The 15,737-nt window shown below is 39.3% G+C and carries 15 protein-coding genes; 2 read left to right on the top strand and 13 right to left on the bottom strand.

Annotated features, from left to right (window positions below; translation table 11 throughout):
• Nucleotides 1-2,025, bottom strand: a complete 2,025-nt coding sequence (gene parE, locus QOS06_RS01345) for a DNA topoisomerase IV subunit B (protein ID WP_003670915.1) — start codon at nucleotides 2,023-2,025, stop codon at nucleotides 1-3.
• A 210-nt stretch (nucleotides 2,026-2,235) separates the two neighbouring features.
• On the opposite strand from parE, the gene plsY reads away from it, so the two are divergent.
• The gene (plsY, locus tag QOS06_RS01340; protein WP_003670914.1) at nucleotides 2,236-2,865 is read left to right on the top strand and encodes a glycerol-3-phosphate 1-O-acyltransferase PlsY; all 630 of its coding nucleotides are present in this window, start codon (nucleotides 2,236-2,238) and stop codon (nucleotides 2,863-2,865) included.
• Nucleotides 2,866-2,906: 41 nt separating this feature from the next.
• Here the strand turns inward: plsY and QOS06_RS01335 are convergent, their stop codons facing one another.
• From QOS06_RS01335 to QOS06_RS01295, 9 genes are all read right to left on the bottom strand, one after another.
• Nucleotides 2,907-3,785 (bottom strand): aldose 1-epimerase family protein, encoded by an 879-nt coding sequence (locus QOS06_RS01335; RefSeq protein ID WP_458118427.1) that lies wholly within the window; start codon nucleotides 3,783-3,785, stop codon nucleotides 2,907-2,909.
• A gap of 133 nt (nucleotides 3,786-3,918) precedes the next feature.
• On the bottom strand, nucleotides 3,919-6,039 hold the full coding sequence (gene topA / locus QOS06_RS01330; protein WP_085679611.1) for a type I DNA topoisomerase: 2,121 nt from the start codon (nucleotides 6,037-6,039) through the stop codon (nucleotides 3,919-3,921).
• A gap of 121 nt (nucleotides 6,040-6,160) precedes the next feature.
• Complete coding sequence (gene dprA / locus QOS06_RS01325) at nucleotides 6,161-7,036, bottom strand: DNA-processing protein DprA (protein ID WP_003670910.1); 876 nt, start codon at nucleotides 7,034-7,036, stop codon at nucleotides 6,161-6,163.
• Nucleotides 7,037-7,086: 50 nt separating this feature from the next.
• The gene (gene rnhB, locus QOS06_RS01320; protein ID WP_085679608.1) at nucleotides 7,087-7,857 is read right to left on the bottom strand and encodes a ribonuclease HII; all 771 of its coding nucleotides are present in this window, start codon (nucleotides 7,855-7,857) and stop codon (nucleotides 7,087-7,089) included.
• Nucleotides 7,850-8,722 (bottom strand): ribosome biogenesis GTPase YlqF, encoded by an 873-nt coding sequence (ylqF, locus tag QOS06_RS01315; protein ID WP_085679605.1) that lies wholly within the window; start codon nucleotides 8,720-8,722, stop codon nucleotides 7,850-7,852. Before ylqF ends, rnhB begins: the two co-directional genes overlap by 8 nt.
• 20 nt (nucleotides 8,723-8,742) lie before the next feature.
• Nucleotides 8,743-8,964 (bottom strand): YozE family protein, encoded by a 222-nt coding sequence (locus QOS06_RS01310; protein WP_003670906.1) that lies wholly within the window; start codon nucleotides 8,962-8,964, stop codon nucleotides 8,743-8,745.
• 18 nt (nucleotides 8,965-8,982) lie between these two features.
• Nucleotides 8,983-9,585, bottom strand: coding sequence for a YpmS family protein (locus QOS06_RS01305; protein ID WP_085679602.1), 603 nt, complete (start codon nucleotides 9,583-9,585; stop codon nucleotides 8,983-8,985).
• Between the two features lie 2 nt (nucleotides 9,586-9,587).
• Nucleotides 9,588-10,514, bottom strand: a complete 927-nt coding sequence (locus QOS06_RS01300; protein WP_085679599.1) for an SGNH/GDSL hydrolase family protein — start codon at nucleotides 10,512-10,514, stop codon at nucleotides 9,588-9,590.
• Between the two features lie 173 nt (nucleotides 10,515-10,687).
• Nucleotides 10,688-11,530, bottom strand: a complete 843-nt coding sequence (locus QOS06_RS01295) for a DegV family protein (RefSeq protein ID WP_085679596.1) — start codon at nucleotides 11,528-11,530, stop codon at nucleotides 10,688-10,690.
• 178 nt (nucleotides 11,531-11,708) lie between these two features.
• Here QOS06_RS01295 and trhA point away from each other — a divergent pair, with 178 nt between their 5' ends.
• Nucleotides 11,709-12,353: a PAQR family membrane homeostasis protein TrhA gene (gene trhA / locus QOS06_RS01290; RefSeq protein ID WP_085649508.1), complete on the top strand. Its 645-nt coding sequence runs from the start codon at nucleotides 11,709-11,711 to the stop codon at nucleotides 12,351-12,353.
• On the opposite strand, the gene QOS06_RS01285 is transcribed toward trhA, so the two are convergent.
• From QOS06_RS01285 to QOS06_RS01275, 3 genes are read right to left on the bottom strand one after another with little or no spacing between them, the layout of a single operon-like run.
• Nucleotides 12,342-12,830: a dihydrofolate reductase gene (locus QOS06_RS01285; protein WP_003670900.1), complete on the bottom strand. Its 489-nt coding sequence runs from the start codon at nucleotides 12,828-12,830 to the stop codon at nucleotides 12,342-12,344. The two genes, trhA and QOS06_RS01285, sit on opposite strands and share 12 nt — an antisense overlap.
• A gap of 15 nt (nucleotides 12,831-12,845) precedes the next feature.
• Complete coding sequence (locus QOS06_RS01280; protein ID WP_085679593.1) at nucleotides 12,846-13,808, bottom strand: thymidylate synthase; 963 nt, start codon at nucleotides 13,806-13,808, stop codon at nucleotides 12,846-12,848.
• 17 nt (nucleotides 13,809-13,825) lie between these two features.
• Nucleotides 13,826-15,736 (bottom strand): ABC-F family ATP-binding cassette domain-containing protein, encoded by a 1,911-nt coding sequence (locus QOS06_RS01275; RefSeq protein WP_085679590.1) that lies wholly within the window; start codon nucleotides 15,734-15,736, stop codon nucleotides 13,826-13,828.
• Nucleotide 15,737: the final 1 nt, after the last annotated feature.

Below are 15,737 nucleotides of genomic sequence, written 5' to 3'. Positions count from 1 at the left end.
CTATTTATTCCATGTATTAATTGTAGGCTCTTTAGTTTGAGGTAATTGTCCTTTATTCTCAACTAATTTATCAGATTCTTGATCATCGGCTAACGTAAATTGGACATTTTCTTCAATCCATTCCCGCCGTGGTTCCACCTTATTACCCATTAAGGTAGTTACACGACGCTCAGCTAATTCAGCATCCTCGATCCGAACTTGGATTAGTGTCCGAGTTTCTGGATTCATCGTCGTTTCCCACAACTGATCAGCATTCATTTCACCAAGCCCTTTGAACCGTTGTAATTGTGCTCCCTTGCCCATCTTTTTAGTCAATTTTGTTAATTCTTCATTAGTCCACGCATACGTGATATTAGTCTTAGCTCCACGTCCGCGTTGCAAGCGATAAAGTGGTGGAAGAGCAATATAGATCTTTCCAGCTTCGATCATTGGCCGCATATACTTGTAGAAAAAGGTAAGAAGAAGAATCTGAATATGAGCACCATCATCATCGGCATCAGTCATAATAATAATCTTATCGTAGTTTGAATCTTCAACGTTAAATTCAGAACCAGCACCAGCACCAACAGTATAGATAATTGTGTTCAATTCTTCGTTTTTTAATACATCATCTAACTTCGCCTTTTCTGTATTTAGCACTTTCCCTCGTAATGGTAAAATTGCTTGGAATTTACGGTCACGCCCCTGCTTGGCTGAACCACCGGCCGAATCCCCTTCGACTAGGAATAATTCATTTTTCTTAGCATTTTTTGATTGGGCCGGAGTCAATTTTCCAGAAAGATTGCGTTCTTTTTTGCCCTTTCGTTTACCACCACGAGCTTGATTACGGGCTTTACGGGCAGCTTCTCGAGCTTCACGCGCCTTTAATGCCTTACGAATTAACATCTGAGCAAAGTCGCCATTTTCCATTAGGGCATAGTTAAGCTGCTCACTGACAATCGCATCAACAATCTTCCGTGCTTCAGGAGTTCCCAGTTTATCCTTTGTCTGACCCTCAAATTGAAGTAGACGTTCAGGAATCCGGACAGAAATAACGGCTGTTAACCCTTCTCGAACATCACTACCTTCTAGATTTTTATCATTAGCCTTTAACAGCCCAACCTTTTTTGCGTATTCATTGAAAGTTTTCGTCCAGGCACTCCGGAATCCGGCTTCATGAGTACCACCATCTGGAGTTCGGACATTATTGACAAATGATAACAAGCTCTCAGAGTAACCATCATTATATTGAGCCGCTACTTCAACTTCGACCCCATCTTGCTTTCCGTCAAAGTAGAGCGTCTTTCCTAAAACGTCCTTACCCTCGTTAAGATAAGAAACGAATTCTTGAATTCCATTGTCAAATTGGAATACATCTTGTTTTTCTTGACCAGCTCGCTTATCGGTAAGGGTAATCTTAATCCCTTTCAATAAAAAGGCCGACTCACGGAGCCGATTAGCTAAGGTATTGTAGTCATAAACAGTAGTTGAAAAAATCTTCGGGTCCGGCTTGAATGAGACGGTCGTTCCGTTCTCAGCTTTAGTTTTTCCTAATTTTTTCAACGTTCCAACTGGTTGACCGCCATCCTTAAAAATTTCTTGGTAACGGACGTGATCACGGACAATTGTCAGCGTCAAATGTGATGATAAGGCATTTACTACGGAAGCTCCAACACCATGAAGCCCTCCTGAAGTTTTATAACCATCTGACTGACCAAATTTTCCTCCAGCATGGAGAACCGTCATAATAACTTCAGGTGTCGGCTTACCGGAAGCATGCATCCCAACCGGCATCCCCCGACCATGATCTTGAACTGTAATCGCATTGTCTGCTTCAATGGTGACGTTAATCTCATCACCATAACCGGATAATGCTTCATCAACGGCATTATCTACTATTTCATATACCAGGTGGTGCAATCCACGTGAGTCAGTAGACCCAATATACATCCCTGGTCTTTTTCGTACTGCCTCAAGCCCTTTTAATACTTGTATGGATGAGGCATCATATTTTACTTCTTCTTTGGCCACAAAATGACCTCCCATTGCCAATATTATACCTAAACGTATGTTCGGAAAGTTATTTTACCATTTACATTTGTTAATTGTAAAGCTAAACCGGCCACAATTTCAATTCATAATTAAAATGATACTGAAAACTTAGTAGATTGGCAAATTGTGTCTTCCTAGTGGTTAAAATTAAATATTCATGCTATGCTTAAAAGCTGTATAAGCTATTATTAAGGAGCTATTTATATGATTTTTGAAATTATTGGGATGATTATTATTGCTTACCTCTTAGGTTCAATCCCAACTGGCCTCTGGATCGGTAAGTATATTTATCATAAAGATATTCGCAAGTTAGGTAGCGGTAATATCGGAACAACAAATACCTTTCGAACATTGGGATTTAAGGCGGGCGTCGTTGTTTTGGTTATCGATATTCTAAAGGGAACACTCGCTGCCAGTCAGCCATACTTTTTAGGGATATCTGGAACCGTTAACCCCCTATTGATCGGACTCTTTGCTAGTCTTGGTCACACTGTATCAATATTCGATAATTTTCATGGCGGGAAAGCGGTGGCAACTAGCGCGGGGATTCTCTTAGCTTATAACCCCCTCCTCTTTGTTGTTGCCTGTTTGATTTTTATCTTTGTCTTATGCTTGACAAGTATGGTTAGTACCGCCAGTATGGTAGGGATTAGTGCAATTTTCATTATCGCCCTCTTCATTCATGCTTGGATTTTAGCAATCGTGGCAGGAATATTAACAGGAGTGGTCTTTTACCGCCACCGATCAAACATTCACCGAATTTTATCAGGAAAAGAATCAATGGTAAGTTTTGGCCTTGGCTATTATTTACGAGAAAAGAAGCTAAATAAATAGGAGACTGGAAATGGAAAGTTTCACAGTCTCCTATTTTTTCGTTAAAATGGCTTAATACTAAAATGATAATTATCTGTTTCATTTGGTGCTAGACGGTGCATCCCTTGCTTATGGAGGAGGAGCCCATCAGCCTTGACATTATCTGCTATTCCCCACCATGGTTCCACACATACAAATGGAGCTGTACTTGGATATTGCGACCAAACTCCCACGTATTCTGTATTAAAAGTATCAACTACGACCCCGTGATTAGCAACAGTATCCGTTAATTTGGCTGTAAAATGGCCGCCATCTGTTTTGAAAATAATAGCATCCTTATTAAAAAGATCATGATTAAGTGATAATGAATCCTGCATATTAATCAATTGTGGATGAGCTGAATCGTTATAGGCGCCATCTAAAACGATCCGTGAATATTCTGTTGCCGGTTTAACGCTTAATTCTGTTTGTTCAAAACTCCCAGTACTAGTTAACGGCATATTAAAACCAGGATGTGCTCCAATGGCATAGATTAAGGTTTCATCTCCGCTCGGGTTCTTCACCACATAGCTAATTTCAACTTTATCAATAACTAATTCAAATTTTACTTGAAGACTAAATGAAAAAGGGAATGCCTTCTTAGTTTCACTATCATCATGCTGTTCCATCACAACCATCGATGGTGTTTGCTCAATAACTTGGAATTTTCGATCACGTGCAAAACCATGTTGTGTTTGATGATAAGTTTGGTTGCCATATTGATATTGATCATCTTTTAAGCGGCCAACGAACGGAAAGAGGATTGGTGCTTGGCGATTCCATGAAGCGGGGTCCCCCTGCCATAAGTATTCGATTCCGTTATCCTGCCGTTTAATACTATGTAGTTGAGCACCTAATTCATCAATTTTTACGGTTAATTGTTGGTTTTGTAAAGTAATCATTGTTATCGATCCCTTCAATTGATAATCGTTTAACATTAAGTATATAAAAAAGGTTCCAAACGCACAATAGCAGATTTTGGAACCCTTTTCAATAAATATTTAAGTAAAATTCAGTAAAAATGAAGTAGAGCTTTTACTTCTGAACTTCTTCTTGGTAGTCTCCATTTGGACAGACAACCTGTTTACCACCCTTGACTTTCTTTTCAACAAGGAAGTGCCCATCCTTAGGACAATTACGTCCAATCGGTTTATCCCATGAAACGAAGTCACAATCTGGATAACGGGAACAACCATAGAAAGTTCGGTTCTTCTTTGATTTTCGTTCAACAACCGTTCCTTGCCCACACTTTGGACATGTAATTCCGGTATCTTTTACAATCGCCTTGGTATTCCGACAATTTGGGAAACGAGAACATGCATAGAACTTACCATAACGACCCATTTTAATAACCATTGGGGCCCCGCAAATTTCACAATCTGTGCCAGCAAGCTCATCTTTCATCTCAATCTTATCAACCTCTTCTTCAGCTGCATCAACTTCTTTTGAGAATGGTTGATAGAATTTATCAACAACATTAATCCAGTTCTGCTTACCCTCTTCAATCTCATCAAGTTTGCCTTCAATATCGGCAGTAAATTGGACATTGACAATATCAGGGAATTGCTTTTCGATAATTCGGTTGACAATTTCACCCAATTCAGTTGGCTCAAAGTGGCGTGATACAAGGCGAACATAGTACCGTCGTTGAATCGTATCAAGGGTTGGCGCATAGGTTGATGGCCGACCGACGCCATTTTCTTCCAAGGTTTTAATAAGAGTCGCTTCTGTATAACGAGCAGGTGGCTGGGTAAAGTGCTGAGCTGGATCGTCCTTTATCATTTTTGCCTTGTCACCTTCAGTTAATTCTGGCAACAAGTTATCTTTTTCAGTTCCTCGCTTATATACTTTCGTAAACCCAGGGAACTTAACTTTTGATCCATTTGCACGGAAATCGACCCCATTTTGCTGGAGGTTAACGCTCATCGTATCAATTACTTCCGCAGTCATTTGACTAGCCACAAACCGCGACCAAATCAAATTATAAAGTTTATACTGGTCGGAGGTTAAATATTGCTTCATTTTAGCTGGTGTCCGATAGACTGAAGTTGGCCGAATAGCTTCGTGAGCATCCTGGGCCCCTTCAGGTAATTTTCCCTTAACCGGCTTTATTGCCGCATATTCTGCTCCATAGTTTTCATGAATATAGTTAGACGCTTCATGCTTAGCAATTGACGCCACCCGAGTCGAGTCCGTCCGCATATAGGTAATTAACCCAACCGGTGCTCCTTCTTTAATGTCGATCCCTTCATATAACATTTGTGCTGCCATCATTGTCTTTCGTGTTCGGAAGTTCAAACGACGATTAGCATCCTGTTGCATGGTCGAGGTCGTATATGGTGGCTGTGGTTGCCGCCGACGTTCTTTTTTAGTCACCTTAGTAATATCGAAATCTTTCTTTTTATCGATTTTAGAAAGGACTGCCTGAACATCATCATTATTCTTCAAGGAAACCTTCTTACCATTTTCACCGTAAAAACTAGCCTTGAATTCTTCTTTGCCCTTCTTGAAATCAGCATCAATTGTCCAGTATTCCTCTGGTTTGAAGTTTTTAATTTCATTTTCACGTTGAATAATCAGATAAAGGGCAACTGATTGAACACGACCAGCACTTAAGCCCTTTTTGACTTTCTTCCATAAAATTGGGCTAATTGAATATCCAACTAATCGATCTAATACCCGTCGTGCTTGCTGGGCATCCACGAGATCCATATTAATCTCTCGGGGTTCCTTAAAAGCTTCTTTAACAGCATCTTTAGTAATTTCATTAAAGGTAACCCGGTTCTTTTGATCATCGTCAAGCTTTAAAATATTTGAAACGTGCCAGGCAATTGCTTCCCCTTCACGGTCCGGGTCAGATGCAAGATATACGGCTTTTGCATTTTTAACGTCCTTCCGTAGTTCCTTAATTACATCACCCTTCCCCCGAATTGAAATGTAATCAGGGGTGTAGTCATTTTCAATATCTACCCCCATCCGGCTTTTTGGCAAGTCCCGAATATGACCTAAACTAGCCACAACCTTATAGGACCGGCCTAAAAATTTACCGATTGTTTTTGCCTTTGATGGTGACTCCACGATCACCAGATTTTTTTTAATTTTTGAACGGCGACGAGTTGTCTTTTTCGCCGTTGATTTGGTTGTTTTGGTTGCCATTCTGGTAGGCTCCTAACATTTTTAATATTTCATTCAATAATATTATTAATCCATTTGACTACCATCTGTCAAATATAATCTCTAACTGAACAAAACATTTTAATCAACTTCTCACCAGAAATCAAGCCCTTGAATCGTACAGCCGAAACTCATCTAGCAGATCTTGGGCGCTGAGAATTGGTTTCGCGCCAGCTGCGATTAAACTGTTACATCCTACTGATAAGGGAGCATCAATCCTTCCAGGAATAGCGCATACAGACCGATTTTCATCTAAACCGATATTCGCGGTGATTAAACTCCCACTCCTTTTCTTTGCCTCGACAACCAAAACCACTTCGCTTAAACCTGCAATAATTCGGTTCCTTTCTGGGAAGTGATAAGCCACAGGTGATTCACCCCGCCCATACTCAGAAATTACTAATCCTTGTCTGGCAACCTCATCTTGAAGGACTTGGTGATTTCGGGGGTAAGCTTGATCTAAACCCGTCCCAATCACTCCGATAGTAAGGCCACCATGTTTTAACGCCAGTTCATGGCTAAAACCATCTACTCCTTGAGCTAAACCACTGATTACTACTATCTGCCGCTTAATTACTGGTGGCAGCAATCCTCGTAAAGCGCTCTGTCCATAATTAGTTATCTGCCTAGTGCCAACAACACCAATTGAAGGCTGATGGAGCAAGCTCAGATTACCACGATAAAACAATACCAAGGGCGGACAGTACGTTTCTTTCAAGGTGATCGGGTATAACGGATCCGCAATTGTAATAAATTTTTCCTGACTGTTTAAGGCCACTGCTTGATCAAGCTCTGGACTTGTCCAATTATTTTTCAATGACGACGCACTTCGTAAGCTAACATTTGCATGGTCAATCAAATAGTCAATATTATTAAAGCAGCGCGCCTGTTGAGCACACTCCCATAGACGATACTTTGAAACTAAGCCAATTCCGCGACATAAACTTAACCGTAATAGAAAATCGTTTACTTGTAACATAAAAAAGCCTCCCTATATTTATATACGAAAGCTTTTTGAAAATGCATTTTTTAATTTAAATATTTTGGAACGGGATTAAAAGAACGCCGATGAATAGGAGTTGCCCCCATTTTTTCTAAGCCGGCTAAATGTTCTTTGGTTCCATAACCCATATTTTGTGCAAAACCATACCCTGGATAAACATAATCATAGTCCCGCATTAGGTGATCACGGTATTCTTTTGCGACAATACTGGCTGCAGCAACGCTAATACTCTTTTGATCCCCCTTGATCAAAGTCGTCTGAGGAATATCAATTGCTAACGGGACAGCATCAACAATCAGATGATCTGGTCGATGGTGAAGGTGATTAACTGCCCGAATCATTGCATCCTGGGTAGCAGCATAAATATTCATTTGATCAATCACTGGCGCATCATTTACCGCAATGCTAACTTCAACCGCCTCATCAACAATTCGTAAATACAAATTTTCTCGTTCATGCCTAGTTAACTGTTTGGAATCTGTTACCCCTATCAGGTCAAAATCTGCATTTAAAATTACTACACAAGTAACCACCGGCCCAGCCAATGGTCCTCTTCCTACTTCATCCATTCCTGCAACATACTGACATCCCTTTTCCCAGTAGTACTTTTCATATTTAAACCGGTTATTGAACGCCTCTTCAGCTTCCTTCTGCCGTGCAAGCCGCCGCTCAAATTGCTGAATTGCTGCTTGAACACCTTTTCGCGAATCATCACGAATAGTTTGCAAGTAAGGATCAGTTGTATCTGTGATAGTTTGTAAACGGGCCTTAATTTGACTAATGGTTTCCTTATTCATTTAGTCCATCCTCATTTAGGTCAGCGGGTACTTCCAAAGTGATTGGTCCTAATTTTCCCTTTCGCAAGTCAAAAATCAAGCGTTCACTAGCCCGGTCATAATCATCACGAAAGCCCATTTTAGCAGTAATCGTTAATAGTAAATCTGGATTGGCAACCGATTCGTCCAGATCTGCATCAGTTAAGTGGTAACGTTGCTTTAACATCTCTGGCTGATGTTGCCGCAAGTAATCAAGGGCAAACAACGCTACATCATCCTTTGCGTATAAGCTATCTTTAATTGCTCCTGTTAAAGCAAGCATTATCCCCTGCTTAGGAGTAGCAAATTTATGCCAAAGGACACCAGGAGTATCAAGTAATTCCAATTCTGCTGATGACCGCAACCATTGCTGTCCAGTAGTGACTCCGGGACGGTTTCCAGTAGCCGCAACGTTCTTTTTTACCAGGTGATTTAAAAGAGTTGATTTCCCTACATTGGGAACACCAACACACATTGCCCGAATTGGCCTCTTTTTCATTCCCTTGGCTTTTTCTTCTGCCAATTTATCTTTTAATATCTCTTTACTTTTAGCCGTTACAACTTTTGCCACGTTATTTTGGCGTGAATCGAGAGCAAGAACTGGTTGATTATGTTGCTCAAAGTATTTAATCCATTCATTTAATCGTTTCTGGTCTGCTAGGTCCGTTTTTGTCATAATTAAAAGTTTGGGCTTTTCTCCTGCAGCTAGTGCCACTTCTGGATTTTGTGACGAATAGGGGACACGAGCATCTACTAGCTCAAACAAAATATCTACTAGTAGCATTTGTTCACGAATTTGGCGTAATGCTTTTGCCATGTGTCCTGGGAACCATTGAATTGTTGCCATTTGACTTTCTCCCTTCTTTTCTAATTCATTGCATCAATATACCGTTGCCAAGCTTCATCAAAAATTGTCATTGATGGCAAATAGTCAGCATTTTCTTCTAAATAATGCGAAATTTCATCAAAATCCTCGGAATGCTTAGGAAAAGTAGTATCCAAAAAAGCGTTGTTTGCAAACTGTTGAACTTCATCTGCACTATTCGGATTTCGTTGAGTCATTAAAAACTGATAAAAACTCATTCTCATTTTGATTTCCTCCAATATTTATTCATTACTTGTTGGGACCGTGATTAAAAACTTAAACCGTCCTTCTTGCATGTTAATTTCTTGAGCCGAGTACTTAAGAGAACGGTGCTTGCTATAACGGCTAAGGTCTAATAAAACTGTCTTCTTTTGTGGGTTAATTGTTACCCATTTAGGAATATTATAATTCTTTGCAATGTAACCCATCACAAATTTGATCGGGATATTTAACCGTCCAACTGAAAGTCCCTTAGCCCGCAACAAGATATTTCCGTTACTTAGTCGTTCAGGAATAAAGTTAATGGCAAATCGCACCTTAGCCCCTAGAAACTTAGTATTTCCTGTCAAGGTAGCATACTGATCGCCAACAATAAAATCATAACGGATCTTTTGCCCTTTTAAAAACTGATTCAGGTAATTAGCAGCTAAAGCATTCACCTGTTTTTTATTCAATTCAACCGTTACTGATGAATCGCTTGGCTTTACTGCTTTGCTAGTTGTAGTAGCAGGAGTCGGTGCAGTCGCCTTGTTTAACACAACCCCACAGCTAATTACAATCAAGGCTACTAAGCAAAAAAAGGCCCATTTCCACCAATTAGTCTTTTTTTCTTCAGAATTTTTCATTTTTACCTCCGTGTGAATTCCCAGCTATCATGTTTTTGCATTACCTTAAATAATTGGTCAGCAATTTTGACGTATCCCGTATGATTAGGATGGAAATTATCTTCTGTTGAAATGTATTTATTAAGGTTCTTATCCTTATGATTCATAATTTCAATAACCCGCTTTTGACTGACTTGCCCTTGATTAGCCTTTTCTTCTTCCTTGACCAGCTGTTGTTGCTGACTCTTAGTCTGATATTGACCGTATGACATCAACTTATTAATGTTCACAAAATACATTGACTTATAATTATTCATTGTATCTTGCGTAGTTTGGTTCCATTGATTAATTGACTTGTTAATAATCGTTACATCTGGGAAATAGGTATAGAAGGGATTATAAATACTCATCACAAAAATAGGAGCCTTAGGATTTTCCTTTCGAACTGCATCAAATAGCTTAATTAATTTTTTTTGATAAGTCTTTTCGCCACTTTCAACACTACTGGTAACTTGCCGTTCAGAGCCCATTACGTTTTTTTCCAAGATCTGCATCAAGTCGTTCCCACCAACAGTCATCGTAATCACATCCGCGCTCTGTAAGTCACTACGTAATTGAGATTGCTGATTTAACCGGTCAAGAATCTGGTCGGATCGGTCCCCTGTTACCCCGTAATTGACTGTTGTCACCTTAGTTTGGTGGTAACGGTGTTCGATTTTCCTCTTAATTACCCCAACGTATCCACCATTATTACTCTCATCCCCTTGACCGTGAGTAAGGGAATCGCCTAATGCAACCAGCTTTACATTTTTCTTTTCAACATACTTTGGTGTAACAACTTTTGAACTATTACTAGTTAAATTTGTAAAGTGGTTAACAGTATACCATCCCCCACCAATAATCATAATAGCCAAAAGCGATAATAATAGCCATTTAATCCACTTTTTCATCTATTCTATAGTCCTTTATTTTAAAATTTTAAGAAGATAGAGGCTGGGAGAAAACTTTTTGCTTTCTCTCAGCCTCAACCGCTTTTATGAACAATAGTGAGATAACGTGGAACTAGCTTCGCGTCGCCACAAAGCGGTTATTTTCCACTCTCTCCACTTATTTTTATCAAAGATTATTCTGTATAGTATAGCAAACAACAAGCACCCATTCCAGTGTGAGTTGCAATAATTGGCACTGTCTCTCGAACAGTAACCTCGATTTCTGGATAAAGTTCTTTTATTTTTGCTAATAAGCGTTCTACTTCTTTGCCAGCATCGACATGAGAAATTCCAATTCGCTTAACTTTTGGTCCCCGTGCCATTTCATCTAAAATCTTATCCCATTCCTTATGCATTGATTTAATGCCACGGCCTTTTGATTCAATATGAATCTGACCGTCATACACATGGAGCATAACCTTAATGTTTAATAGGTTAGAAATAGCACCAGCAAATTTACTAATTCGGCCACCAGCAACTAAATTATCAAGATTATCAATTGCCAAGTAAAGTTCAGATTTACTAAGTACCTCTTTCATCTTAGCAATTGCATCTTCAACGCTACCACCAGCTTCAATTACTTGGGCTGCTTCAATTATTTCGAAGCCCATTACTTGGTCGGTTGACTGGGAATCGTAGACTGTAACTTTTGTCTTTGTCATTCCAGCCGCTTGTTCAGCCGCATGGACGGTCCCACTAATTGATTCCATCATTGTAACGCATAATACTTCGCTACCATCTTCACCTAGCTTATCAAAGGCATCTACAAACTTCCCAATTGGTGGCTGGGAAGTCTTTGGTAGTGACTTAGCATTCTTCATCATTTCAGGGAACTGTTCGTTTGTAATTGTTTCACGCTCAACGTATACCGTCCCATCAATCATTACACTTAATGGTATAATTGTAATGTCATATTTTTTAATTTCTTCATCAGTTAATCCTGCTGATGAGTCACAAACAATTTTTATCTTTGCCATGAAACTTACCACTCTTCCTGAACAATTTGTGCTATAATTATCTAGTATTGAGAACTAGATAATTTATTTCAAGTACTATTATACTCAATTTTATCTAATTTTGTAGGATCAATTACTATTTATTTAGTATAACAAAAATATTTTAAAAATTCATTGGTCTTTGGAAAGGGGTTTTTTGATGGATAGACAAAAAGAGACAAGAGATCGGCGTACTTTGCTGATAGAAATAGGTAATGCGGTTACTCATGGGATTGGGGCAGGACTATCGATTGCTGGCTTGATCTTGTTAATTATCAGAGCTGTTCATACTGGTAGTCCCATGCGAATTGTTACCTTTACTATTTACGGAAGTGCTTTAATTCTTTTTTACCTTTCGTCAACCTTATTTCATGCTTTGATCTTTACACGAGCTAAACGAGTCTTTCAAATTCTCGACCATTCAATGATCTTTGTGCTTATTGCCGCGACTTATACCCCCTATTGTTTAGTTAGTATCCGCGGCTGGTTAGGCTGGACAATTTTCGGCGTGATTTGGGGCTTATCTGTTATTGGAATCGTGTATAAATGTATTTGGTTAAAACATAAAAGTAAATATTCAACCATTATTTACATTCTAATGGGCTGGCTATGTCTAGTTGCCTTCATGCCTCTCTGGCATGCGCTTGGTCCAGTTGGCTTCGGATTGCTTTTACTAGGAGGACTTTCCTTTACTCTTGGCGCCCTCTTTTACAGCCGGCCAACGGCATATACCCATTTGATTTGGCATATTTTTGTCCTCATCGGCACGATATTAATGTACTTTTCAATTCTTTTATACGTTTAGTTCCCATTCTTCAAAACGACAAATTAGCTGGTCATCTTTTTCATAATTATTGTGGTTTACTAAGTGCCAACGGTCATAATCGATCGTTGGCATTTTTGTATCTCCAACAATTTGCTTATTTATCACCGTTCGTGTTAGCTTTGTCGCCATTGGGAGTAATTGCTGATAGATCGTTGCCCCACCGATTACAAAATATTCGTTTGGATTTGCTTTAAGATATTCTTTAAGGGCAGCTAAAGAATGAACGACTTTCACTCCTTCAGCATCTATGTTCTGACTGGTAAGCACAATATTTTCTCGCTTAGGCAACGGTTTATTGCCAAGAGAAGCAAAAGTTTTTCGCCCCATTATAATTGGGTGACCAGTAGTTTTTGTCTTAAAATGCTTCATATCAGCAGAAACATGCCACGGAATTGTATTATCTTTGCCAATCCAACCATTCAAATCTTCCGCCCAGATTAAATTCAGTTCACTCATTTTGAACCACTCCTTTTAAACTGCTACGGGAGCCTTGATTGCCGGCTCATAAGTATAGCCTTCTAATTTAATATCAGTCATTTCATATTGATCGATTGGTTTTGGTTCAACAGGTAAAATCAATTTAGGAGCTTCATGAGGTGTTCTTGTCAGCTGTTCTTTAACTTGATCAAGGTGGTTCAGATAAATGTGAGCATCCCCTAATGTATGAACAAACTCGCCAGGTTCTAGACCACATTGATGAGCAATCATATGCGTCAATAATGCATAACTAGCGATATTGAATGGAACTCCTAAAAAGATGTCGGCGCTCCGTTGATAGAGCTGACAACTAAGCTTTCCATCATTAACATAAAATTGGAACATTGTGTGACATGGAGGGAGAGCCATGGAAGGAACATCTTCTGGATTCCAAGCTGAAACAATCATCCGCCGTGAATCTGGAGTAGTTTTAATCTGCTGGATAACATTAGCAATTTGATCAATTGTGTCGCCTTGACTCGTCTTCCATTTTCGCCACTGACTTCCATAAACAAGCCCTAAATCGCCATACTTTTGGGCAAAATCATCATCTTCAAGAATTCGCTGACAAAATGCCTTCTTTTCTTGGAGATAGACCTGCTTAAACTCTGGATCTTTAAGCCAGCGGTGACCAAAGTCTGTCATATCTGGGCCTTGATATTCAGCACTTTCCACCCACTTCTTAAATGCCCATTCATCCCAAATATGATTCTTGTGTTGAAGTAAGAAGCGAATGTTAGTGTCACCTCGTAAAAACCATAGTAATTCACTCTTAATCAAGCCAAATGGGACTTTCTTGGTAGTTAAAATAGGAAAACCTTTGCTTAAGTCAAACCGCATCTGATATCCGAAAACAGACTTAGTACCAGTTCCTGTCCGATCACCCTTTTGATGTCCATTCGTCAAAACATAACGAATTAAGTCTAAGTATTGCTCTTCATTTATATTTGTTGCCATCCTTATGTTCCCTTCCTTTACTCGTCAACGTATGTGCTTAAATACTCCCAACGAGCTGTCTTTTCATCAATTTTTTCTTGTATTTCATTTAGCTGCTTCTGTAACTTAGCAATTTTCGTATAATCGCTTGCTGCTTCAGCCATTTCATTTTCTAATTGCTGATGCTGTTGATCAAGGGCGTCTAATTCTTCATCAATATGATCCCACTCGAGTTGTTCAGCATAAGTAAGTTTTGTTTTTTCTTTTTTGGCTGGTTCTTGCCTACTTGCCTGCTTTTTATCAAGGGCTTTTTGATCATTTTTAAGCTCTTTATCCTTATCTGATTCTTCTTTTTTAGCAGTTAAATAATCAGTAAAGCGTCCCGTATAACGCTCAATATCACCATTTCCATTGAAGACTAGCAAATTGTCGGCCACTTTATCTAAGAAATAACGATCATGAGAAACCGTAATAACAGTTCCCGCAAAATTATCTAGGTAATCTTCAAGAACTGTCAGTGTTCCAATATCAAGGTCGTTAGTTGGTTCATCTAGTAATAAGACGTTAGGCTGCTGCATTAAGATTTTTAAGAGGTATAATCGTCGCTTTTCACCCCCAGAAAGCTTTCGGATCAAAGTACCATGCATAAAGCGAGGGAATAGGAAACGTTCTAATAATTGGGTAACGCTAAGCTTATTACCATCTTTATCAGTAACATTATCTGCAATTTCAGACAAGAAACTAATCATCCGCTTATCATTGTCAATTCCTTCTGTTTGCTGGGTATAATATCCTAACTTAACGGTTTCACCAATCTTAAGGACACCATTATCTAGAGGGACACGTTGGGCAATTACGTTTAATAAACTCGTCTTACCTGCCCCGTTTTCACCAGTAATTCCAATTCGATCACCTGCCTGAACAAGCCAATTGAAGTCATGGAGGATTTGATGATTATCAAATTTTAAGTTAGCATCCTTAAATTGAATAACATCTTTTCCTAGACGTTGTGATCCAAGATTAATAGCAATATCTTCATCGGTTTTAAGATTACCGATTTTTCCCTCTAATTCGTGGAACCGATTGATTCGCCCCTTTTGTTTTGTGGAACGGGCTTTTGCACCTGTCCGCATCCAGGCTAATTCTTTTTTATACAGCTGTTGATTCTTTTTCTCAGTATCTTTAGCTAATTCTACTCGTTCCGCCTTTTTTGCTACAAAGTCCTGATAATTTCCCTCGTAGTGATAAAGTTTACCAAAAGATAGTTCCCAGATATAATTTGTAATTTGATCAAGGAAGTACCGATCGTGGGTAACAACAAGGACGGCACCCTTATAACTACGAAGAAAATCTTGGAGCCAAACTACCGAATCGAGGTCTAAGTGGTTAGTCGGTTCATCCAGTAATAAGAGATCTGGCTGTTGAATTAAGACTTGTGCTAGCCCAACCCGTTTCTTTTGTCCTCCAGAAAGTTGAGCAATCTTTTGACTTACATCTTTTATCTTTAACTGGGTCAGAATCGTCTTCACCCGACTATCTGCTTCCCATGCATCTTCTTGATCCATTCGTGCCTGCATTTTTGTGTAACGGTCGATTGCTTGTGGATCTTCCGGGTGCTGTGTAAAGCGTTCAAGCGCCAGCTCATATTGGCGAATCGTTTCAAACACTGGTTGTTTACCTTCAAAAACAGCTTCCATGATTGTTTTATTTTCATCAAGCTCTGGTTGCTGCTTTAAATAACCGATCGTATAATCATTGGGTTTAGTGATCTGACCGCCACCTTCTGGGTTTACTTCCCCACTAATTACGTTAAGAAGACTTGTTTTCCCGCTTCCATTAACACCAATCAGTCCAATTCGATCATTTTCATTGATAATAAACGAAATATCATCAAATAAGGTCTTTTCACCGTATGTGCTGGTTAGGCCCTCTGCACGCATTGTTTGCATA

The organism is Limosilactobacillus sp. DJ3M12 (genome assembly GCF_947381695.1).
Classification (GTDB): domain Bacteria; phylum Bacillota; class Bacilli; order Lactobacillales; family Lactobacillaceae; genus Limosilactobacillus; species Limosilactobacillus kinnaridis.
The sequence above is the reverse complement of the archived record's forward strand: the minus strand, read 5'-3'. Positions and strand labels throughout refer to the sequence as shown.